Origin of the sequence: Kineococcus terrestris, assembly GCF_041020755.1 — a bacterium.
Taxonomy (GTDB): domain Bacteria; phylum Actinomycetota; class Actinomycetes; order Actinomycetales; family Kineococcaceae; genus Kineococcus; species Kineococcus terrestris.
In genome coordinates this window covers 21,707-42,639 of the sequence record NZ_JBEUEI010000003.1, presented here as the reverse complement: position 1 = coordinate 42,639, position 20,933 = coordinate 21,707, and the positions used below count along the sequence as shown (strand labels likewise).

The following is a 20,933-nucleotide window of genomic DNA, read 5'->3' as shown; positions in this document are numbered from 1 at the left end:
CAGCCCGCCGCCGGTACCGCCGTCCACAGGGGCCGGCGCGCGGCCCGGGGCCGGTGGCGGTCGCCGCCTAGCGTCCCCGCGTGCTCGCCGACTCCTCGACCCGACCCACCGCCCCGGCCGCCCCGCCCGCGGGCCGGGGCCCGTCCGCGCGGCGACGCCGGCGGCGGGCCCGCGGCTGGCTGAGCGCCGGGCTGGTGGCGGGGGCGGGCGGTCTGGCCGTCGCCGTCCTCGCCCCGCCGGCGCCCGCGACCACCACCGTCCTCGTGGCCGCGCGCGACCTGCCCGCGGGCAGCGCCCTCGCCGGCGGCGACGTCGTGCCGGCCGCCTGGCCGCGCGCGCTCGTGCCGCCCGGGGCGCTGACGAGCGCCGACGGCGCGGTCCTGGCCGGCCCGCTGGGCCGCGGGGAACCGCTGACCCGCACCCGCACCGCCGGGCCGGGCCTGCTCACCGGGCAGCCCGCCGGCGCGGTGGCGGCCCTGGTCGACCTGCCCGCCGGCGCACCGCCCGGTCTGGCGCCCGGCACCCGCGTCGACGTCCTCGCCCGCGTCCTGGACCCCGTGACGGGCGCCGTCACGGGTGCGAGCGCGCTCGCGGTGGACGTGCCCGTGCTCGCCGTCGCGGGCGGCGCCGCACCCGGCGGCACGAGCGCGGGCCTCGGGGGCGCGTGGCCCGGCGGGGGTGCCGGGGACGGCCCGGGCGCCGTCGTCGTGGCCGTGACCGCGAGCACGGCGGCGGACCTGGCGGCCGCGGCCGGCCGCACCGTCCTCCTCGTGCGCGGGACGTGAGCACCGCGCGCCCGGGCTCGCGCTCCGGGAGGTCAGTCCCAGTGCGGCGGGCGCTCGCGCAGGAAGCGCTCGTCGTCCCCGCCCGTCCCGTCCCCGCGGACCTCGCCCCAGCCGAGGTCGCCGTCGTCGGCGGAGCGCTCGTCCTCCAGCGGCACCTCGCGCTCGCCGTCCTCGCCCGGCCCCCCGCTCACCGGGCTCACCGGGCGCCCCGCCCACCGCGCCCGGCACCCGCGGGCGCCGCGGCGCGCGAGCGCACCTGCTCGTCGAGCACCGGTCCCGGCGCCCGCGGCGTCGGCGGCCTCGACGCCGGGTCCGCGGGCTGCGGACCGGGGGCGTGCAGGTCCGCGGCGCGCAGGTCGACGGTGCGCGGAGCGGGCGGACCGCTCGTCGCCGAGACACCGCCCAGCGAGCGCCAGGCACCCGCGATGCGGCGGGCCTCGCCGGCCGGGTCGGCGTGCACGTCCCCGGAGGTCGAGCGCAGGCAGTGCCAGCCGGCCCGCTCCCAGCGGGCCGGGCGGGCGACCTCGCGCTCCACCACGTCCGGCTCGTCGGCGGCGTCCAGGTCGACGGCCACGGCCGGTCCCCCGCCGGGCGCCTGCACCACCAGCGGCAGCGCGGCACCGGCCCCGACGCCCGTGCTCACCGGCAGGCCCGCGTCCGCGCAGGCCGCGGCGAGGCGGGCGACCAGCGCGCCGGGGGCCCCGGTGGACGGCCTCGCCTCCCCGGCGGCCTCCCAGTCCAGCGCCAGCCGCAGCAGCTCCGCCGGGACCGCGCGCTGGCCCTCGAGCGCGGCGTCGTCCAGGACCAGGGTGGTGCGCCGGCGCGAGCGGGTGAGCGCCAGGCGCACCTGCGCGCGACCGGCGGAGCCGCTCCACGTCCCGGCCACCACGACGACGTGGTCGCGCCGCTCCCCCGGCCACAGCGCCGCCTCGGTCACGAGGAGGGCGGCGGGCAGGCGGACGCCGGCGTCGCCGGCGCGCAGCCGCAGCGCAGCCGTGACGGCGTCGGCGGTCGCGGCGTCGTCCAGCACCACGCCCAGGCTCTCGCGGGGCCGGGTGCGCAGGGCCTCCAGCGCGACGTCGACGGCCAGGTCGACGACGGCCTCGGGCCCGCGGCGCGCCCCCGCGGCCCGCCCGGAGGTGCGCTCGACGCGCCGCGCCCCCGTCCAGGCGGCGGGCAGCGCGTCCGCCGCGGCGTCGGCGGCGGGCCCGGCGAGCAGGGACTCCTCGAGGCAGGCGTGCTGGCGCGTCAGCCGCAGCGCGGGCAGCACCCCGTCGCTCTCGGCGAGCAGGTCGCGCGGGGCGGACGGGTCGGCCGTCGTGAGCGCGGCGGACGTGCCGGGCGGGGCCGGCCGGGGCGCCGGGCCGCCGGTGGCGGGCGGCGCGGGCGGGCCGGGCAGGGCCGGGTCGCCGACGACGACGACCTGCGCGCCGCGCGAGAGGGCCGGCAGGACGGCGGCGGTCGCCACGGCCTCGGCCCCCAGCACGAGGACGAGGTCCGCGGCGGGCTCCTGGTCACCGGCGCCCGGCAGGGCCCCCGCACCCAGGACGGCCGCGGCACCGGCCGGGGACAGCGCCCAGCACGGCAGCACGTCGGCCACCGCGTCGGCCACCGCGTCGGCCACCGCGGCGGTGGCTCGCCCAGCGGCGCCCGCACCGGCGGCGTCGGCGGGCGCGGTGGCGGTGGCGCGGTCGATCCGGGCGTCGACGGCCGCCCGGACCGCGCGGGCGGCGTGCACGTGCGCCGCCGCGACGGCCAGCTGGAGGTCGGCGCGCGCCTGGCGCAGGGCGTCGCTGTCCCCGGCGCCCACGAGGGGGTCGTCGAGGCTGACGACGTCCAGGACGCCCGACCACCAGGCGGCCTCGACCTCGGCGGCCAGGTCCAGGCTGCCCGGCCCCGACCAGCGGGCGGCGAGGTCCTCCACGAGGGGCTGCCAGCCGGCGGCGCCGAGCTCGCGCAGCAGCGTGGTGCGCCGCGGCAGGGTGTCCAGGGCGTCCACGTCGCGCTGCAGCGCGGCCAGCTGCGCACCGAGCTCCGGCAGCGGCAGCTCGACGAGGCTGCCCTCGGCGCGCAGGCGCTCCGGCAGCACCTCGGCCAGCGCGTCCAGGTCGTCGCGCAGGGCCACCACCGCCACCTGCGCCTCGGCCAGCCCGTCGGGCACGTGCGGCGCCGCGTCGCGGGTGGTGAAGCGCTGCCAGGCCAGGCGCTGCGCGCGTGCCTGCTGCAGCCAGTCGTGCAGGTGCTCGGTGCTGTCGGCCACGACCCCCTCGCGCAGCATGGCGCGCGCCTGCCGGCGCAGCCGCCAGCGGGCCAGGGGACCGGTGCGCACGCCGTGGCTGCGGCGCCAGTCGGCGGTGGCGGTGGCGGCGGCCACGTCGCCGAGGGACCGCGCGAAGACGTCCGCGCCGAAGCGGCCGACGGTCAGGCGCACGCCCTCCAGCAGCCGCAGCTGCTCGACGGCCTCGGCGACCGAGGCGGCGCCGCGCAGGCCGGCCGCGTCGGCCAGCGTGGCGGTGCGGGCGCGGGCGCGGGGCAGCTCCTCCTCGACCACGCGCCGCAGCCGCAGCCGGGTCGCCCCGGCGGCCTCGTCGCTGGTCAGGTCGGCGCCGGCCCAGACGCTGGTGTCGGGGGTGACGTCGAAGGCGCCGAGGCGCACGGCCTCCTCCAGGCGCGCCGCCCACCCGGGCAGGTCCTCGCGCCGGCAGGCGGCCAGGTGCTCCCCGCGCAGGCGCCGCGTGGTGGAGGGGGCGGTGGGCCGGGCGGCGAGCTCGGCCAGGGCCTCGCGGGCCTGGTGGGCGCTGACCCCCCACGGGGCGCGGGGGGTGTGCAAGGCGTCGGCGGTGGCGGCCAGGACGGCGGCCAGGCGCTGCACGTCCCGCTCGGGGCCCCGCTGGTCCGGCTGGTCGTCCCGGGGCGCCGCGCGCCCGTCGCGGCGGCGCTCGCGCTCGGCGAGCGCGGCCCGCACCTGGCGCTGCGCGGCGGCCGCAACGGGCGCGGCGCTGAGGTCGCCGTCGAGGTGGAGGACGAGGGAGCCCAGGCCCGCCCCGCGCAGCCGGTCGTCGACCGCGCGCCGCTCGGCCGCGGCACCGGCCACCAGCAGGACGGTGCGGCCGTGCTCGGCGGCGGCGGCGACGAGGGCGGCGGCGACCTGGGTGGCGCCGGTGCCGGCGGGCGCCACGAGGCGCAGGTCGCCGCCGGCGGTGACGTGCTCGACGGCGCGCCGCTGCGCGGGGTCCAGCGGCAGCGGGGAGCGCGCGGGACCCGCGCCGGCGCCCCCCGCGGCGTCCGCGCCGGCCCACGGCGCCGGTCCCGGCGCGGGGGCGCGGCGCTCGGCGAGGGCCTGCACGACGCGGTGCCCGCGCACGCGCGCGCCGCGGCGGCGCAGGTCGGCCAGCAGGTCGGCGGAGGGGTCGGCGAAGGCGGCCAGCAGCAGCCGCCGCTCCACCCGCAGGCCGGGGGCGGCGTGCAGCTGCCGCCGCACCTCGGCCAGGGCCGGGTCGGGGTCGAAGCCGCGGTGGCGCCCGACGGCGCGCAGGACGGCGGCCGTGTCCAGCGGCAGCCCCAGCTCGCGGCGGGCGGTGGCGGCCAGGACGGGGTTGACGAGCACCTCGTCGTCGAGCCGGACGACGTGGTCGTCGGGCGCGTCGGCGGGCACCTCCAGGGTGCAGCGGCGCAGCAGCAGCGGCACCCGCCGCGAGGGGGCGCCCTCACCGCGCCAGCTGACGACGCCCACGGCCAGGGCCAGGGAGCGGGTGCCGTGCTGGGTGAGCAGCACCTGGGCGGTGCGGTGCACGGCGCGGGCGCGCTCGCGGGCGGTGGCGTGGGCGCCGGCCTCGCGCACGAGGCTCGACAGGGCGGTCGGGGACCCGGCGAGCAGCTGCGCCAGGCCCGAGGGGTGGGCGGTGGTCAGGTCCAGCCCGGTGCTCGTACCGTCGGGGCAGTGCAGGAGCGCGGAGGGCACGCCGAGCGCGGAGGCCTCGTCCCACCAGCGGCGGCGGGTCAGGTCACCGGTGCCCGCGGGGGTCCCGCCGGGTGTCGACCCGGCCCGCTCGGGGGTGGCCGGGGCGTCGTCGGGCACGGGCTCGTCCACCCCTCCACAGTAGGCGCTCCGCCTCACTCCCCCGCCGCGGCGACACCGCCCGTCCGCGTGCGCTCACCGTCCGTGCGGGCCGCGGTGCCCAGGCGCTGCAGGGCGACGAGCGTGACGTCGTCGCGCACGCGGCCGCCGCTCCACCGGCGGGCGACGTCGAGGGCCTCGTCCACGATCACCGCGGGGGTGAGCTCCTCGTGGGGGGCCAGGGCCTGCAGGAAGCGGTCGACGCCCAGCTCGTCGGTGCTGCCGGTGGGGCGCGCCTCGACGAGGCCGTCCGTGTAGACGACGAGCGTGGAACCGGGAGCGAGCGGCACGGTCGCGGCCGTCCAGGCGCCCGGCACGTCCAGGTGCAGCCACGACAGCAGCGGCCCGGTGGGCCGCAGCCGCGAGACGACCCGCACCCCCTCGGGCCCCGAGCGCACGACGAGCGGCTCGGGGTGCCCGGCGTTGGCGTACGTGACGAGGCCGGAGTCGGGATCGACGACCGCGACGACGCAGCTGGCGAAGCGCTCGGCCTCGTCGGCGAAGACGCGCGCGGCCATCGCCAGCGCCAGGTCCGGCTCCGGCGCCAGGTGCAGGGCGGCCTCCAGCAGCCGCTTGAGCTGGATGGCGACGATGCCGGCGCGGGCGCCGTGCCCGGACACGTCGGCCACGACCACGGCGCAGCGGCCGTCGCGCAGGGGCAGCACGTCGTACCAGTCCCCCGCGAGCAGCCCCTCGGCCGGGCGCAGCGCCGCCGCGGCCGCCCAGCCGGGCAGGTCGGGCACGGGGTGCGCCTGCAGCTGGTCGCGGACCTCCGCGACGAGCGGCTGGCCCTGCTGCAGCGCCTCGCGGGCGGCCACGGCGTCGGCGAGCTCGTCGAGGATGCGCCGGCGCATCGTCTCGGCCGAGGAGGCCACGGCGGCCAGCTCCGGCGGCCCGGCCAGCCCGACGGGGGTCTGCAGGTCCCCGCCGCCCACGCGCAGCATCTGCGCGGACAGGTGGTCCAGGGGGCGCAGCACCCAGCGGCGGACGAGGTAGAGGGCGCAGGCGACGAGCACGATGGCGGCGCCGGCCGCGGCGAGGGACAGCCACAACCAGATCGCCTGCGCGCGCGCCGACTGCCGCACCGCCTCGCCGCGCATGTCCTCCAGCTGCGTCACCAGGTCTTCCAGGGCGCTGTTCGTCTCCAGGAACTGCAGTCCTGCGAGTCCACGACCCTGCGCTTCCCGGAGCGCCTGCTGATCGCCAGCCAGCCGGGCCACCACCTGGCGGCGAGCGATGACCCGCCACCGCGAGTAACCGGCGAGCACCTCCTCGACCTGAGCGCTGATGTCAGCCCTGCCGGTGGCGCGAGCCGCCCCTCGCAGGTCGTCGGCGCTGTCGGTCAGCGCCGTCTCGTCCTGCTCGCGCATCTCGAGGTCTTCGAGCAGGCCGGAGACGATGTAGAGCTGGTGGTGCACGTGCAGTCGGACGAAGTCGCCGCGGTAGTCGTTCACCTCGGCGACGACGTCGTTGTACGGCTCGGGCCGGTCGATCACCTCGTCGCGCGCGACGAGCCCGACGACGACGACCGTGGCGAAGGCGAGCACCACCGCGAGGAACCCGGCCGCGATGGCGGACACCCGCCGCTGCAGCGAGGTGCGCAGCATGAGCCGGTGCCACGCCCGTGCCACGCGCGCCAGCGCCACCACCTCCGCTCCTCCGGACCGCCGGGTCCCGGCGGGTCCGGGGCGGCCGCCGTCGCCCGCCCAGTGTCGACGACCGCTCCGTCGACGGTCACCACCTTGTCACCCGTCACGCCCTGTGCGCCCGGTGCACCGGCTGTCACCGCGCGCCGGGGACGTTCGTGCGGTTGGCTGGCCGCCGGAACGGGTGCGAGCGGGAGGAGCCGACGTGGGGGTGCCGGGCGGCTGGCCGGCGGGACTGGTGCTGGTGCGGCACGGGGAGAGCGTCGGCAACGTGGCCGAGGCGCGCGCCCGGGCCGGCCGCTCGGAGGTCGTCGACGTCGGGGAGCGCGACGCGGACGTGCCGCTGTCGGCGCTGGGGCGCCGGCAGGCGCGCGCGGTGGGCCGCTGGCTGGTGCACGACGCGGCCGCGCCCCCGCTGCCCGACGTGGTCGTCACGTCCCCGTACCGGCGGGCGCGCGCGACGGCCGAGGCGGTGGTGGCGGAGCTGCGGGAGGCGGGTCGCGACCCGGGCCGCCTGCGCACCGACGAGCGCCTGCGCGAGCGCGACCTGGGCTGGTGGGACGGGCTGACCGGCGCCGGGGTGCGCGCCCGGTACCCGGAGGAGGCCGCCCGCCGCGAGCACCTGGGCAAGCTGTACTACCGCCCGCCGGGCGGGGAGAGCTGGTGCGACGTGGCGCTGCGGCTGCGCAGCCTGCTGCGGGACCTGCGCGCCGAGCACGCCGGCCGCCACGTCCTGCTGGTCAGCCACCAGGCGGTGGTGATGAACGCGCGGATGGTGCTGGAGGACCTCGACGAGGAGGAGGTCCTGCGCCTGGACCGGGAGGAACCGCTGGCCAACTGCTCGGTGACGGCGTACCGGGCGGGCCCGGACGGGCCGGTGCTGGACGTGGCGGGCGACACGACGGCGGTGGCGGACGTGGCGGACCTGGCGGTCACCGACGACGAGGTGGACGACGAGCCCGACGACGCGCCCGCGGGCGGCGGCGCGGGGGTGGCCCGGTGAGCGGGCCGGCCGGCGAGCGCGCCACGACGGTGACGTCGGCGCTGCTGCGCGAGTGGCCGCTGCCCCCGCCGGGGTCCGGCAAGGAGAGCCGCGGGCGCACGCTCGTGGTGGGGGGCAGCACCCGCACGCCGGGCGCGGTCCTGCTGGCCGCGGAGGCGGCGCTGCGCTCGGGCGCGGGCAAGCTGCAGGTGGCGACGACGCGCACGACGGCGGCGGGGCTGGGGGTGGCACTGCCGGAGGCGCTGGTGCTGCCGCTGACGGAGACGCCCGGCGGGGGCATCGACCCCGCCGCGGGCGAGGAGGACGGCGAGCTGGCCGAGCTGGCCGGGTCGGCGGACGCCGTGCTGCTGGGCGTGGGCGCGGTCGGCGAGCCGGACGTGCGCGCGCTCCTGGAGGCGCTGGTGCCGCGGCTGTCGAGGACGGTCGTGCTGGACGCGCTGGGGCTGGCGCCCGTGACGCGCGACGAGACGTTCCTGCACCACCTCGAGGGCCGGGCCGTGCTGACCCCGAACGCCGCGGAGCTGGCGATCGTGCTGGACGCGGAGCCGGAGGAGGTGGAGCGCGACACGGCCGGGGCGGCGGTGGAGCTGGCCCGCCGCAGCCGGTGCGCGGTGGTGGCGGGCGGCGGGACGAGCTGGATCGCCGCGCCGGACGGGCGGCTGTGGAGCGACCCGTCGGGCGGTGCGGGGCTGGGGGTGTCGGGGTCCGGGGACGTGCAGGCCGGCATCGTCACGGGGCTGTGCGCCCGCGGTGCGGAGCCGGTGCAGGCGGCGCTGTGGGCGGCGTACCTGCACGGGCGGGCCGGGGACCGGCTGGCGACCGAGGTGGGCCGGCTGGGCTTCCTGGCGCGGGAGTTGCCCGCGCAGGTGCCGCGCGTCCTCGCCGAGGTCGAGGTCTAGGACCCCCGGCGGGAGCGGCTCAGACGAGCAGGGCGCTGGCGGTGGGCACGAGGTCGGCCAGCGGGATGCCGAGGCGCCACGTCGTGGAGGAGCGGCTGCCGGCGGCACGCGGGTCGCCCTCGGGGCCCTCCCACGCCTGCGGGTGGGCGGTGACGGTCCAGGCGCCCGGACCGGCCTGGCGGGCGCGGTCGGCGAGGCCGGTGTCACCGGCGCGGACGGCGGCGGCGGCGATGACCTCGACGGCGCGCCCGAGGGAGCGGGCGTCGTAGAAGGACACGGTGCAGCCGGTGGTGGTGGCGGTGGTGTCCACCAGGATGCAGCCGCTCTCGGTCAGGGCCGCCTGGACGGCGGCGGTGGCCGCGTGCTGGCGCGGCGCGCGCCGCTGGGCGGGGACGGTCTGCTCGGCCCGGGGGCGGGCGACGGTGGGGGCCATGACGGGTACTCCTCTGGGCGACGACGTCGGCCGGTGTCGGAGTCGCCGTCGACTCGGCCTCCGACACCCAGCAGACGGCATCGGTCGGCGTTCGCTGCGGCTTGAGCATAGGCGCTGCGCGGTCGTGGTCCGGACCGGCGGGCCGCGATGTTCGTTGTGGGAGAACGACATGACGTCGTACGCCAGCGGCGTTCGACGATGACGAACGCTCCCGGCGGGCGGCGACGCCGCGCCCGCGGGCCCCGGCAGCCGCCCCGCTAGACTCGCCCCGGCCCGCCCGCGCGGGCCGCGCCTCCGTAGCTCAGGGGATAGAGCATCGGTTTCCTAAACCGTGTGTCGCAGGTTCGAATCCTGCCGGGGGCACCCTCCCGCACCGACCCTCCCGTCCCCGCGCCCGTCCGCCGCTCACCGCGCGCAGGCCGTCGCGGGCGAGGACGATGGGCCTCGCAGCGCTGCGGCGTCGCGGCGCTGCGGCGTCCGGGAGGAGCAGCGCCGTGACCGAGCAGGAGTCCACTCCCCGTCCCCCGCGCGCCGGCGCGGCGCTCGCGCTGGTCACCGCCCTGGTGACCGCGTGCGGCCCCGCTCCCGCCGGGGGTCCCGCCCCGGGCACCCCCGCGCCGTCGTCCTCGCCGTCGTCCCCGACGGCGACGGCGGACCCGTCCGCCCCGCCGGAGCTGGTGACGGTCCCCGCCTACTACGCCGGCCGCACCGGCCTGGTGGGCGGCCTGGAGGTGGCGCTGTACCGGGAGTTCGCGCGGGTGCCCCTGGACGGTGACCGGGTCAGGACCGCCCTGGGCGTGGCGCTGTCGCCGCCGCGCGACCCCGACTACTCGGTCCCGTGGCCGGAGGGCACGCGGCTGCTCGGCGTGGAGCGGCTGGAGGACCTCGTCACCGTCGACCTGTCCGCGGAGGCGGCCGCGCCACCGCCGGGCGCGGACGCGCCTCTCGCGCGGGCCGCGCTCCAGCAGGTCGTGCACACGGTGACGGCCGCGGACCCGTCGGTGGCGGGGGTGCAGCTGCTCGTCGACGGTTCGCGCGTGCCCGACCTGTGGGACCTCGGCGCCCACGCCGGGGAGGCGCTGGCGCGCGCGAGCGCCGCGGAGGTGCTGGGACCGGTGTGGGTGCTGCAGCCCGAGGAGGGCGCGCGGGTGACCTCGCCGGTGACGGTGTCCGGTCGGGCGACGGTGTTCGAGGGCACCGTCGGCTGGGACGTCGTGGACGCCGGCGGGCGGGTCGTGGCGCAGGGGTGGACGACGGCGTCGGAGGCCGGCCCGGGGCGGGGCGACTTCTCCGTCGCGGTCGACCTGCCGCCGGGCGAGCACACCGTGCGCGCGTTCAGCGAGTCCGCCCGCGACGGCTCGCGCGTCGCGGAGGACTCCAAGACGGTGACCGTCACCGGGTGAGGGCCGGCGCACGCCGCCGGTCAGCGGCGCGCGCGCTTCACCTCGTACATGCGCTCGTCGGCGCGCGAGAGCACCTCGTCGACGTCGTCGCCGGCCGCGGCGCGCACCCACCCCGCGCTCACCCCGACGCCGTGGGCGCGGGCCAGCGGGCCGGCCGCGGCGGCCCGCGCGGCGCGCGCGGCGGCGTCGGCGGGGTCGCACCCGGCGCCGCGCAGGAGGAGGACGAACTCATCGCCTCCGGTGCGGGCGACGACGTCGCCGTCGCGGACGGCGGAGCGCAGCCGGGCGGCGACCTCGACGAGGACGGCGTCGCCGACGGCGTGCCCGTGCTCGTCGTTGACCCGCTTGAACCCGTCGAGGTCGGCGCACACGACACCGCAGCCCTCCCCGGCGGGGTCGAGCGCCGCGGCGGCCTCCTGGAACAGGGCCCGCCGGTTCAGCAGCCCGGTCAGGGGGTCGGTGCTCGCCAGCTCGCGCAGCATCTCCTCGGCGCGGCGCTGCTCGGTGACGTCGACACCGACGCACGCGAGGCGGTCGGGCACGCCGTCCTCGTCGAGCAGGATCGTGTTGTGCCAGCGGATGCGGTGGTGGCCGCCGTCGCGGTCCAGCCACTCCCCCTCCGCGACGCTGGAGGACCCGTGCGCCACACCGAGGGCGACGCCCTGCCGGGCCAGCTCACGGTCCCCGGGCGCGATGACGAGGTCGAACATCTCCTCGCCCAGGACGTCCTCGGCCGCGTAGCCGGTCAGCTCCTCGCAGGCACGGTTGAACAGGGTGAAGCGGCCGTGGACGTCGAGGACGCAGACGAGGGCCGCGGTGCTGTCGAGGACCGCGCGGGACGTCTCGCGGTCCAGGGCGCTCGGCGCCGACGCGCGGGCGCGGCGGGTCGGGCCGGCGGCCGGCCGCCGCGGTGTCAGGCTCACCAGCGGCGCCCGCTCACCGCGCTCCGGCACGCTGGAGGTGTCCACGTCCCCCGATCGGTGCGCCCGGCACGCGCCTTGAGCCCGGGCGGTCACGGCGACCCGGACGGCGCAGCGCGGACGGGACCCTCAGGAGGGGGCGGGCAGGGCCGCGACGAGCGGGTGGTCGCCGGCCACCGGGCCGTGCGCCCCCGCCCCGCCGGGGGAACCCACCGCGTCGAAGAACTCGGCGTTGGCGGCGGTGAACGCCGACCACTGCTCGGGCACGTCGTCCTCGTAGTAGATGGCCTCGACGGGGCACACGGGCTCGCAGGCCCCGCAGTCCACGCACTCGTCGGGGTGGATGTACAGCGACCGCTCGCCCTCGTAGATGCAGTCGACGGGGCACTCCTCGATGCACGCCTTGTCCTTGACGTCCACGCACGGCTGGGCGATGACGTAGGTCACGCGGTGGTGCTCCTCTGCAGCTGGCGGGCGGGGGTGGTGCGGGAACGCCGGTGGCGGCGCACCGCGCTGGTCACGGCCAGGCCGCCGAGGACCAGCACCAGGGCGTACACGGCGAACCGCACGCCGTCCGGCGCGGCGACGGCGTCGGCGCGCAGCAGGGTGCGGGAGTTCGTGAGGACGATGACGGTGCCGACGGCGGCACCCAGCACCTGCGGGGGCGCGAACCGCACCAGCCAGGCGGCGATCGGCGCGGCGACCAGCCCGCCGGCCAGCAGCGCGAGGACCCACGACCAGGCGATCCCCTGCGAGCCCAGGCCGAGGAGGAAACCCGCGCTGGCCGCGACGGCCACGAGGAACTCGCTGGCGTCGACGGACCCGATCACCTTGCGCGGTTCCAGCCGGCCCGAGGCGAGCAGGGCGGGGGTCCCGACGGGGCCCCAGCCCCCGCCGCCGGTCGCGTCGACGAAACCCGCGAACAGCCCGAGCGGGGCGAGGAACCTGCGCCGCAGCGGGCGGTGCAGGGACCGCGCGTCCAGGGTGGTGACCGAGAACCGCACGAGGATGTAGACGCCCAACCCCAGCAGCAGCACGCTGACGAAGGGGGCGGCGACGTCCCCGGGCAGCGACGACAGCAGCGTGGCGCCGACGAAAGCGCCTGCGGCGCCGGGGATCCCGACCCGCCGGACCACGCGCCAGTCCACGTTCCCGAACCGGTGGTGCGCGGCGCCGGAGGCCAGCGTGGTGCCGATCTCGGCCAGGTGCACGGTGGCCGACGCCAGCGCCGGGCTGGTGCCGACGAGGAGCAGGAGAGTCGTCGAGGTGACGCCGTAGGCCATGCCGAGCGAGCCGTCGACCAGCTGGGCCAGCAGGCCGACGACAGCGAGGAGCACGAGTCTGCGCACGAGGGTTTCCCGTTCGTCCCGGTGGACCCGCAGGTCCGCGCTTGCCGGGCACCGTGCGGCGACCGGCCAGGTCCTCACCCGGAGCACCCCGCCGCGGAGGAGGGTTGCCGACCAGCGAGCCGGGGCTTGACGCTGGCACTCGTGACCTGCCGACCACGCTAGGGCGCCGGACGCGGACCGTCAACACCCGGCGCCGGCCGGAACTCCCCGCGGACCGCGCCGGGAACCCGCCGGAGGACCCGCGGAACTCCCCGACGGGCTTGACGGGGGTTCCGCGTGCCCTACGGTGGGGACGTGGTCCAGCCGCTGACCGTGCGCCTCGTCTCGCGCCGGTACGTCGACCTCATGCGCGTGCACAGCAACTACGCCTGCCGCCGCACCACCTCCCCCACCCCTCCCCGTCACCGCTAGGGGCGCTCCTCACGGAGGGCCCGCACCCCCGTGAGGACCGATGACACCCGACCCCTCGCTCGCGACGCCCGGCGCACCCGCCGCGGCGCCGGCCCGTCCCGCGCGCACCCGCAGCAACGGCCAGTGGGCCGTGGACGGTCGTGCACCGCTCAACCACAACGAGGAGGTCAAGGCCGCCGGCCCGGGCCTCGACGTCCGCGAGCGGATCGAGCGCGTGTACGCCCGGGAGGGTTTCTCCTCCATCGACCCCGACGACCTCAACGGCCGGTTCCGCTGGTGGGGCCTGTACACCCAGCGCCGGCCCGGGATCGACGGCGGGCGCACCGCGCAGCTGTCGAACGAGGAGCTGTCCGACGAGTTCTTCATGCTGCGCGTCCGCGTCGACGGCGGGGCGCTGACGACGGAGCAGCTGCGGGTCGTCGGGGACCTGTCCACCCGGTTCGGCCGCGACTCCGCCGACATCACCGACCGGCAGAACGTGCAGCTGCACTGGGTGCGCGTCGAGGACGTGCCGCAGGTGTGGCGCGAGCTGGAGGCCGTGGGGCTGCGCACCACCGAGGCGTGCGGGGACACCCCGCGCGTCGTGCTCGGCAGCCCGGTCGCGGGGATCGCCCGCGACGAGGTCCTGGACCCGACGCCGGTCGTCGAGGAGATCGTGGGCCGGTTCGTCGGCGACCCGGAGCTGGCGAACCTGCCGCGCAAGTTCAAGACCGCCGTCACCGGCCACCCCAGCCAGGACGTCGTCCACGAGATCAACGACGTGTCGTTCGTCGGCGTCGTCCACCCCGAGCTCGGGCCGGGTTTCGACGTGTGGGTCGGCGGCGGGCTCTCGACCAGCGCCCACCTCGCCCAGCGCCTGGGCGCGTTCGTCACCGCGGACGAGGCGCCCGAGGTGTGGCACGGGGTCGTGCGGGTGTTCCGCGACTACGGCTACCGCCGCCTGCGGAACAAGGCCCGCCTGAAGTACCTGGTGGCCGACTGGGGCGCCGCGCGGTTCCGCGAGGTGCTGGAGACGGAGTACCTGGGCCGGCGCCTGACCGACGGTCCGGCACCGCCGCCGCCGCGCGGGCCGGGCGACCACGTCGGCGTGCACGAGCAGAAGGACGGCCGCCGCTACGTGGGCCTGGCCCCCACCGTCGGGCGGGTCAGCGGGACGGTGCTGAGGGCCATCGCGGACGCGGCCGAGGCCGCCGGGTCGGGGCGCGTCCGCCTGACCCCCCACCAGAAGGTCGTCGTCCTGGACGTCGAGCCGGACCGCGTCGACGCGCTGCTGGCCGCGGCGCGGGAGCTGGGGCTGACCGCCGCCCCGTCGCCGTTCCGGCGCAGCACCATCGCCTGCACGGGCATCGAGTTCTGCAAGCTGGCGATCGTCGAGACGAAGGCCACGGCGGCGCAGGCGGTCGCCGAGCTGGAGCGGCGGCTCGCGGGCATCGAGCTCGACACGCCGATCACGCTGCACGTCAACGGGTGCCCGAACTCCTGCGCCCGGATCCAGACCGCCGACATCGGCCTGAAGGGGCAGCTGGTCACCGGGGACGACGGCGTGCAGGTGCCCGGGTTCCAGGTCCACCTGGGCGGCGGGCTGGCCTCCGCCGACCGCACCGAACCCGGGCTGGGCCGCACCGTGCGGGGGCTGAAGGTGAGCGCCACCGGTCTGGCCGACTACGTCGAGCGCGTCGTGCGCCGCTACCTGGACACCCGCGCCGACCGCGAGACGTTCGCGGCCTGGGCGCACCGCAGCGACGAGGAGGCCCTGCGATGAGCACCCCCACGAGCACCCCCCCGGGGACGACCCCCGCCACCCGCTCCGCCGAGGAGCTGCGGGCCGTCGCGGCCGCGGCCGCCGACCGGCTCGCCGGGGCGGGCGCGGACGAGGTCGCGGCCTGGGCGGCGGCGGAGTTCCGCGGCCGGCTGGCCGTCGCGTGCAGCATGGCCGACGCGGTCCTGCCGCACCTGGTGGCCGGGCACGCCCCCGGGGTGGACGTGCTGTTCCTGGACACCGGGTACCACTTCGCCGAGACCCGCGGCACCCGCGACGCGGTCGCGGCGACGATGGACGTGCGGGTGGTGGACGTCCTGCCGCGGCTGAGCGTCGCCGCCCAGGACGAGGAGTTCGGCGCCCGCCTGCACGAGCGCGACCCCTCGGCCTGCTGCCGGATGCGCAAGGTCGAACCCCTGGCGGCGGCGCTGGCCGGGTACGAGGCCTGGGTCACCGGGGTGCGCCGGGACGAGGCGCCCACCCGCGCCGGGACACCGCTGGTGCAGTTCGACGAGCGGCACGGGCTGGTGAAGCTGAACCCGCTGGCCGCCTGGAGCGCCGACGACGTGCAGCGCTACGCCGACGAGCACGGCGTGCTCGTCAACCCGCTGCTGTCGCAGGGGTACCCCTCGATCGGGTGCGCGCCCTGCACGCGCCCCGTCGCGGTCGGCGCGGACCCGCGCTCGGGCCGGTGGGCCGGCAGCGCCAAGACCGAGTGCGGGATCCACCTGTGAGCGCCGCCGCCGTGCACCCCGCACCCCGTCCCGCGCCCGGGTCCCGTCCGGTCACCCGCCCCGGCGCCGTGGACGACCTGCGCGCGCTGGAGGCCGAGGCCGTCCACGTCGTGCGCGAGGTGGCCGCCGAGTTCGAGCGGCCCGTGCTGCTGTTCTCCGCCGGCAAGGACTCCGTCGTCCTGCTGCGCCTGGTGGAGAAGGCGTTCCGTCCCGCGCCCGTGCCGTTCCCCGTGCTGCACGTGGACACCGGCCACAACTTCGACGAGGTGCTGGAGTTCCGCGACCGGCGGGTGCGCGCGGGCGGCCACCGGCTGCTCGTGGCGTCCGTGCAGGACAGCATCGACCGCGGCCGCGTCCGCGAGGACGCCCCCGGCGCCTCCCGCAACCGCCTGCAGACCCGCACGCTGCTCGACGCCCTCGCCGAAGGGGGTTTCGACGCGGCGTTCGGCGGCGCCCGCCGCGACGAGGAGCGCGCCCGCGCCAAGGAGCGCGTGCTCAGCGTCCGCGACGCCGCGGGGCAGTGGGACCCGCGCGCGCAGCGTCCGGAACCCTGGTCGCTGTACAACGGCCGGATCCGCCGCGGCGAGCACGTGCGGGTGTTCCCGCTGAGCAACTGGACCGAGCTGGACGTGTGGCGCTACGTCGCCCTGGAGGACCTGGACCTGCCGTCCATCTACTACGCGCACGAGCGCGACGTCGTCGAGCGCGACGGGATGCTGCTGGCCGTCACGCCCCTGACCCCGGCGCTGCCCGGTGAGCGCGTGCAGCGGCTGCGGGTGCGCTACCGGACCGTCGGGGACCTCACCGTCACCGGCGCGGTGCGCTCGGACGCCACCGACGTCGAGGCGGTGCTCGCCGAGGTCGGCGCGGCGACCGTCTCCGAGCGCGGCGCCACCCGCGCCGACGACCGCACCTCCTCCGCCGCCATGGAGGACCGCAAGCGCGAGGGGTACTTCTGATGCGGGAACTGCTGCGGATGGCCACGGCCGGGTCCGTCGACGACGGCAAGTCCACCCTCATCGGGCGGCTGCTGCTGGACACCGGCAGCCTGCCGACGGACCACCTGGCCGCCGTGGACGGCCCCGACGGCCCGGACCTGGCGGCGCTGTCGGACGGCCTGCGCGCCGAGCGGGAGCAGGGCATCACGATCGACGTCGCGTACCGGTTCTTCTCCACCGCCGCGCGCAACTACGTGCTGGCCGACACCCCCGGCCACGTGCGGTACACGCGCAACATGGTGACCGGCGCCTCGAACGCGCACCTGGCGATGCTGCTGGTCGACGTGCGCGCGGGGGTGCTGGACCAGACCCGCCGGCACGCGCGGATCGCGACGCTGCTGGGCGTGCCGCACCTGGTGGCGGCCGTGAACAAGATGGACCTCGTGGACTTCGACCGCGGCGCCTTCGACCGCGTGCGCACGGAGCTGCAGGACGTCGCCGAGCGCCTGGGCGTGCCGCTGCTCGTGGTGCCGGTGGCCGCCAAGCACGGCGACAACGTGGCGGTGCGCTCGGCGCGCACCCCGTGGTGGGACGGGCCGACGCTGCTGGAGCACCTGGACGCCGTCGACGTCCCCCCGCCCGGCGAGGGCGGGCTGCGCCTGCCGGTGCAGTGGGTGTCGCGGCCGGTGGCCGGTGCGCGGCGCAGCTACGCGGGCCGGCTGGCGGCGGGCACCCTGCGCGCCGGCGACGAGGTGGTCGTCCTGCCCTCGGGCGCGCACACCCGCGTCACGGCCCTGGACGCGCTGGACGAGGAGCGCGAGACCGCCCTGGCTCCGCTGTCGGTGTCGGTGCAGCTGGCCGACGACCTCGACGTGGGCCGCGGGGACGTGCTCACCGCGCCGGAGGACCCGCCCGTGGTGACGCGCGAGCTGCGCGCGCAGCTGTGCTGGATGGGCGAGGAACCCCTCCACCCGGGGCAGCGGTTGCTGCTCAAGCACACGACGCGCACGGTGCGGGCGGAGGTCACCGCCCTGCACGACCGCCTGGACCCGGCGACCCTGGCGGACGTCACGTCCCCGGACCGGCTGGAGCTCAACGACATCGGCACGGTGACCGTGCGCACGGCCGTCGACCTCGTCGTCGACGCCTACACCCGCAACCGGGACACCGGCGCGTTCGTCCTCGTCGACGAGCACACCCACGCCACGGTGGCCGCGGGCGTGGTGCGCGAGGCCGTGCCGCGCGCGGGCGCCGGGCGGCCGGCGGACGGCCCGGAGGGCACGGGGAGCGCCCCGCGCTGGACGCCGTCGCGGGCGGCGCGGGCGCACCGCGGCGCGGCCGTGTGGCTCGTGGGCGCCCCGCCCGAGGCGCTGCGGGAGGCGGAGGCCGCCCTGCTGGCCGCCGGGCGCCCCGCCTACGCCGTGGACCCCGGCAACGTGCGCGCGGGCCTGGCCGAGGACCTCGGCGACGGGCCGGCGGAGCGGGCGGAGCTGGCGCGCCGCACGGGGCACGTGGCCCGGCTGCTCGCCGACGCCGGGCTCGTGGCGCTGGTGGCGGCCGGCTCGGCCGCCGAGGCCCGCACCGCCGCGCGCCCGGCCGGGGAGGCCGGACTCACGGCCGTCGTCGTCACCGGGGCGGGCGGCGCGCCGGGCGTCGCGGACGTCCTGGCCGCGCTCGCGCTGGCCGAGGAGGCCTGATGCTGCCCCTGCACCTGGACGTGACCGGCCGGCGCGTGCTGGTCGCCGGCGGCGGCCCCGTGGCCGCCCGCCGCGCCGCGGACCTCGTGGCCGCCGGCGCCGACGTCGTCGTGGTCGCCCCGCAGCTGTGCGAGGACCTCGCGGACCTGGCCGGTGCGGGCGCGCTGGTCCACCACGCCCGCGCCGCCGTCGCGGCCGACGTCGAGGGCGCCTGGCTGGTGCACACCGCCACCGGCGACCCGGGCACCGACGCCGCGCTGGCCGCGGCCGCCGAGGAGCGGCGCACCTGGTGCGTGCGCGCCGACGACGCGGCCGCCTCCACCGCCTGGACGCCCGCCGTGGCCCGCCGCGACCTGGCCGGCGGCGGGGAGGTGGTGGTCTCGGTGACGGCCGGGCGCGACCCGCGCCGCGCCCGCCACCTGCGCGAGGCCCTGGGCCGCTGGCTGGACGGAGCGCTGGACGGGGCGCAGGACGGGGCGCAGGACCCAGCGGTGGAACCCGCTCCCCTGCGCCGGCGGCGCCCGGGGCCCGGCCGCGTCACCCTCGTCGGCGGCGGCCCCGGCGACAGCGGGCTGCTCACGCTGCGCGGGCGACGCCGGCTGGCCGAGGCCGACCTGGTGGTCGTCGACCGCCTGGCGCCGCTGGACGTCCTCGACGAGCTGGACCCCGAGGTGGAGGTCGTCGACGTCGGCAAGACCCCCGACCACCACCCCGTCCCCCAGCACGAGATCAACCGCCTGCTCGTCGAGGCCGCGCGCACCGGCCGGCACGTCGTGCGCCTCAAGGGCGGCGACCCCTTCGTCCTGGGCCGCGGCGGCGAGGAGGTCCTGGCCTGCCGCGAGGCCGGTGTCGAGGTCGAGGTCGTGCCCGGGGTGACGAGCGCCTTCGCGGTCCCCGCCGCGGCCGGGATCCCCGTGACCCACCGCGGCACCGCCCGCGCCGTCACCGTGCTGTCCGGTCACGACACCAGCACCGGCGAGCTGGACCACGCCGCCCTCGCCCGCCTGGAGGGCACCCTCGTCGTCCTCATGGGCGTCTCGACCCTGCCCGCGCTGGCCGCCGGGCTGCTCGCCCACGGCAAGGACCCCGTGACCCCCGTCGCGGTCGTCGAGGACGGCTGGCGGCCCTCCCAGCGCACCACCACGGCCCCGCTCGCGGACATCGCCGCCGTCGCGGCCGCGCGCGGCGTGCGAGCCCCGGCGGTCGTCGTCGTCGGGGAGGTCGCGAGGATGGCCCGGTGACCTACCGGATCATGACGGTCTGCACGGGCAACATCTGCCGCTCCCCGATGGCCGAGGTGGTGCTGCGCCGGCGCCTGGCCGAGGCGGGCCTGGACGGTCGGGTGGAGGTCGACTCCTCCGGGATCAGCGACGAGGAGCACGGCAACCCCGTCGACCCGCGCGCCGCCTCGGTGCTGCGCGAGCACGGCTACGACGTGCCCCGCCACCGCGCCCACCAGGCGACCCCGGAGGAGATCGGCGGGCGCGACCTCGTGCTGGCGATGACCGCCCGGCACGCCCGCTGGCTGCGCACGAACGCCCCCGACGAGGACGCCGCCGCCCGCGTGCGGATGTACCGCTCGTTCGACCCGGACGCCCCCGACGTGGAGGGACCGGACGCGGTGGCCGACGAGGCGGACCTCGACATCGACGACCCCTGGTACGGCGGCCGGGAGGACTTCGAGCGCACGCTGGAGCAGGTGGAGGCCGCGGCCGGCGCCGTCGTGGAGCACGTGCGCCGGCAGCTGGACGGCTGAGCGCGCGGAGGTCAGAACAGGCGCCCGGCCTCCTCGGCCGGCGCCTCCTCCAGCGCCAGCAGGAACCGCTTGCGGGCCAGGCCGCCCGCGTAGCCGACCAGCGCCCCGTCGGCGCCGACGACGCGGTGGCAGGGCACCAGGACGCTCAGCGGGTTGCGGCCGTTGGCCGCGCCGACGGCCTGGGCGTACCCCGGCCCGCCCAGCTCGCGGGCCAGCGCCCCGTACGTCGTCGTCGCCCCGTGCGGCACGCGCAGCAGCGCCGCGCGCACCCGCTGCGCGAACGCGTCGCCGACCGGGGCCAGCGGCAGCTCGAACGCGCAGCGCTCGCCGGCGAAGTACTCGCCCAGCTGCTCGCGCACGTCCGCCACGGCCGCCTCGTCGCGCACGCCGAGCGCGTCCGCGGACGGCCCACCGCGGTGACCGGGGAACCAGACGCCGCGCACGCCGTCGTCGCCGCGGGCCACGAGCAGGTCGCCCAGCGGCGAGGCCACCACCCCGTACCGCGCCCCACCGGTCCCCACGCCGCTCCCCCGTCCCCCGCCGCGAGCGCCCGCGGCGGCCTGCGCGAGCATCGCAGCCGCTGGTCCCCCGCGGCCCACCCGGCCCGCGACCGCCCTGGAGAGGAACCCGACGTGCCCGTCCCCCCGCTTCCCGACGACGTCACCGCCCTGCTGCGCCGCCCGAACCCCGCCGTGATGGCGACCGTCCACCCCGACGGGCACCCCGTCACCGTCGCCACCTGGTACCTGCTCCAGGACGACGGGCGGGTGCTGCTGAACCTGGACGCCTCCCGCGCGCGCCTGCGCCACCTGCAGCGCGACCCGCGCGTCTCCCTGACCGCGCTGGCCGGGGACGACTGGTACACCCACGTCAGCCTCCAGGGCCGCGTCGTGGAGGTCCGCGAGGACACCGACCTCGCGGACATCGACCGCCTGTCCGGGCACTACCTGGGCACGCCCTACCCGACCCGCGACAGCCCGCGCGTCAGCGTCCTCGTCGAGGTGGAGCGCTGGCACGGCTGGGGCGCCGCCCGCCGGGACGAGCGCGGCTGAGGCGGCGCTCCCCCCGGTCGCGGCGGACCGG

19 protein-coding genes, 1 tRNA gene and 1 riboswitch are annotated in these 20,933 nt (G+C 78.7%); of the genes, 12 read left to right on the top strand and 8 right to left on the bottom strand.

What is annotated here, in order from left to right; all coding sequences use genetic code 11:
• Window positions 1-80: 80 nt before the first annotated feature.
• Window positions 81-785: an SAF domain-containing protein gene (locus AB8M62_RS02855; RefSeq protein ID WP_369068598.1), complete on the top strand. Its 705-nt coding sequence runs from the start codon at window positions 81-83 to the stop codon at window positions 783-785.
• 32 nt (window positions 786-817) lie between these two features.
• On the opposite strand, the gene AB8M62_RS02850 is transcribed toward AB8M62_RS02855, so the two are convergent.
• The 3 genes from AB8M62_RS02850 to AB8M62_RS02840 are packed head-to-tail and all read right to left on the bottom strand — an operon-like array spanning window position 818 to window position 6,548.
• Window positions 818-976: a hypothetical protein gene (locus AB8M62_RS02850; protein ID WP_369052504.1), complete on the bottom strand. Its 159-nt coding sequence runs from the start codon at window positions 974-976 to the stop codon at window positions 818-820.
• A 5-nt stretch (window positions 977-981) separates the two neighbouring features.
• Complete coding sequence (locus tag AB8M62_RS02845; protein WP_369068597.1) at window positions 982-4,875, bottom strand: hypothetical protein; 3,894 nt, start codon at window positions 4,873-4,875, stop codon at window positions 982-984.
• A gap of 23 nt (window positions 4,876-4,898) precedes the next feature.
• Window positions 4,899-6,548, bottom strand: coding sequence for a PP2C family protein-serine/threonine phosphatase (locus AB8M62_RS02840; protein WP_369068596.1), 1,650 nt, complete (start codon window positions 6,546-6,548; stop codon window positions 4,899-4,901).
• Between the two features lie 205 nt (window positions 6,549-6,753).
• On the opposite strand from AB8M62_RS02840, the gene AB8M62_RS02835 reads away from it, so the two are divergent.
• Window positions 6,754-7,551: a histidine phosphatase family protein gene (locus tag AB8M62_RS02835; RefSeq protein ID WP_369052507.1), complete on the top strand. Its 798-nt coding sequence runs from the start codon at window positions 6,754-6,756 to the stop codon at window positions 7,549-7,551.
• Window positions 7,548-8,450: an NAD(P)H-hydrate dehydratase gene (locus tag AB8M62_RS02830; RefSeq protein WP_369052508.1), complete on the top strand. Its 903-nt coding sequence runs from the start codon at window positions 7,548-7,550 to the stop codon at window positions 8,448-8,450. Before AB8M62_RS02835 ends, AB8M62_RS02830 begins: the two co-directional genes overlap by 4 nt.
• 19 nt (window positions 8,451-8,469) lie before the next feature.
• Here the strand turns inward: AB8M62_RS02830 and AB8M62_RS02825 are convergent, their stop codons facing one another.
• Window positions 8,470-8,883, bottom strand: a complete 414-nt coding sequence (locus AB8M62_RS02825) for a hypothetical protein (protein ID WP_369052509.1) — start codon at window positions 8,881-8,883, stop codon at window positions 8,470-8,472.
• A 290-nt stretch (window positions 8,884-9,173) separates the two neighbouring features.
• On the opposite strand from AB8M62_RS02825, the gene AB8M62_RS02820 reads away from it, so the two are divergent.
• Both AB8M62_RS02820 and AB8M62_RS02815 read left to right on the top strand, forming a co-directional pair.
• A tRNA-Arg gene (locus AB8M62_RS02820) sits at window positions 9,174-9,246 on the top strand.
• Between the two features lie 131 nt (window positions 9,247-9,377).
• Window positions 9,378-10,286, top strand: a complete 909-nt coding sequence (locus tag AB8M62_RS02815; RefSeq protein WP_369068595.1) for a Gmad2 immunoglobulin-like domain-containing protein — start codon at window positions 9,378-9,380, stop codon at window positions 10,284-10,286.
• Between the two features lie 20 nt (window positions 10,287-10,306).
• Here the strand turns inward: AB8M62_RS02815 and AB8M62_RS02810 are convergent, their stop codons facing one another.
• From AB8M62_RS02810 to AB8M62_RS02800, 3 genes are all read right to left on the bottom strand, one after another.
• A complete protein-coding gene (locus AB8M62_RS02810) occupies window positions 10,307-11,254 on the bottom strand; it encodes a GGDEF domain-containing protein (protein ID WP_369052511.1) in 948 nt (315 codons plus the stop codon).
• An 81-nt stretch (window positions 11,255-11,335) separates the two neighbouring features.
• Window positions 11,336-11,653: a ferredoxin gene (gene fdxA, locus AB8M62_RS02805; RefSeq protein WP_369068594.1), complete on the bottom strand. Its 318-nt coding sequence runs from the start codon at window positions 11,651-11,653 to the stop codon at window positions 11,336-11,338.
• On the bottom strand, window positions 11,650-12,555 hold the full coding sequence (locus AB8M62_RS02800; protein ID WP_369052513.1) for a sulfite exporter TauE/SafE family protein: 906 nt from the start codon (window positions 12,553-12,555) through the stop codon (window positions 11,650-11,652). Before AB8M62_RS02800 ends, fdxA begins: the two co-directional genes overlap by 4 nt.
• A gap of 32 nt (window positions 12,556-12,587) precedes the next feature.
• A riboswitch (SAM riboswitch) is annotated at window positions 12,588-12,702 on the bottom strand.
• Window positions 12,703-13,006: 304 nt separating this feature from the next.
• Between AB8M62_RS02800 and AB8M62_RS02795 the strand changes: the two genes are divergently transcribed.
• The 6 genes from AB8M62_RS02795 to AB8M62_RS02770 all read left to right on the top strand — a co-directional run bounded on the left by AB8M62_RS02795 (window position 13,007) and on the right by AB8M62_RS02770 (window position 19,850).
• Window positions 13,007-14,728 (top strand): nitrite/sulfite reductase, encoded by a 1,722-nt coding sequence (locus AB8M62_RS02795; RefSeq protein WP_369052514.1) that lies wholly within the window; start codon window positions 13,007-13,009, stop codon window positions 14,726-14,728.
• Window positions 14,725-15,459: a phosphoadenylyl-sulfate reductase gene (locus AB8M62_RS02790; protein WP_369068593.1), complete on the top strand. Its 735-nt coding sequence runs from the start codon at window positions 14,725-14,727 to the stop codon at window positions 15,457-15,459. The genes AB8M62_RS02795 and AB8M62_RS02790 overlap by 4 nt, the downstream gene beginning before the upstream one ends.
• A gap of 68 nt (window positions 15,460-15,527) precedes the next feature.
• The gene (cysD, locus tag AB8M62_RS02785; RefSeq protein ID WP_369052576.1) at window positions 15,528-16,418 is read left to right on the top strand and encodes a sulfate adenylyltransferase subunit CysD; all 891 of its coding nucleotides are present in this window, start codon (window positions 15,528-15,530) and stop codon (window positions 16,416-16,418) included.
• A complete protein-coding gene (locus tag AB8M62_RS02780) occupies window positions 16,418-18,094 on the top strand; it encodes a GTP-binding protein (RefSeq protein ID WP_369052516.1) in 1,677 nt (558 codons plus the stop codon). The genes cysD and AB8M62_RS02780 overlap by 1 nt, the downstream gene beginning before the upstream one ends.
• The gene (cobA, locus tag AB8M62_RS02775; protein WP_369052517.1) at window positions 18,094-19,335 is read left to right on the top strand and encodes a uroporphyrinogen-III C-methyltransferase; all 1,242 of its coding nucleotides are present in this window, start codon (window positions 18,094-18,096) and stop codon (window positions 19,333-19,335) included. Before AB8M62_RS02780 ends, cobA begins: the two co-directional genes overlap by 1 nt.
• A complete protein-coding gene (locus AB8M62_RS02770) occupies window positions 19,332-19,850 on the top strand; it encodes a low molecular weight protein-tyrosine-phosphatase (RefSeq protein WP_369052518.1) in 519 nt (172 codons plus the stop codon). The genes cobA and AB8M62_RS02770 overlap by 4 nt, the downstream gene beginning before the upstream one ends.
• 11 nt (window positions 19,851-19,861) lie before the next feature.
• Here AB8M62_RS02770 and AB8M62_RS02765 read toward each other — a convergent pair whose 3' ends face one another.
• Window positions 19,862-20,371 carry a methylated-DNA--[protein]-cysteine S-methyltransferase gene (locus tag AB8M62_RS02765; RefSeq protein ID WP_369052519.1) on the bottom strand — a complete coding sequence of 170 codons (510 nt, stop codon included), beginning with the start codon at window positions 20,369-20,371 and terminating at the stop codon, window positions 19,862-19,864.
• A 111-nt stretch (window positions 20,372-20,482) separates the two neighbouring features.
• Here AB8M62_RS02765 and AB8M62_RS02760 point away from each other — a divergent pair, with 111 nt between their 5' ends.
• Window positions 20,483-20,902, top strand: a complete 420-nt coding sequence (locus AB8M62_RS02760; protein WP_369052520.1) for a TIGR03618 family F420-dependent PPOX class oxidoreductase — start codon at window positions 20,483-20,485, stop codon at window positions 20,900-20,902.
• The last annotated feature ends 31 nt before the right edge of the window (window positions 20,903-20,933 follow it).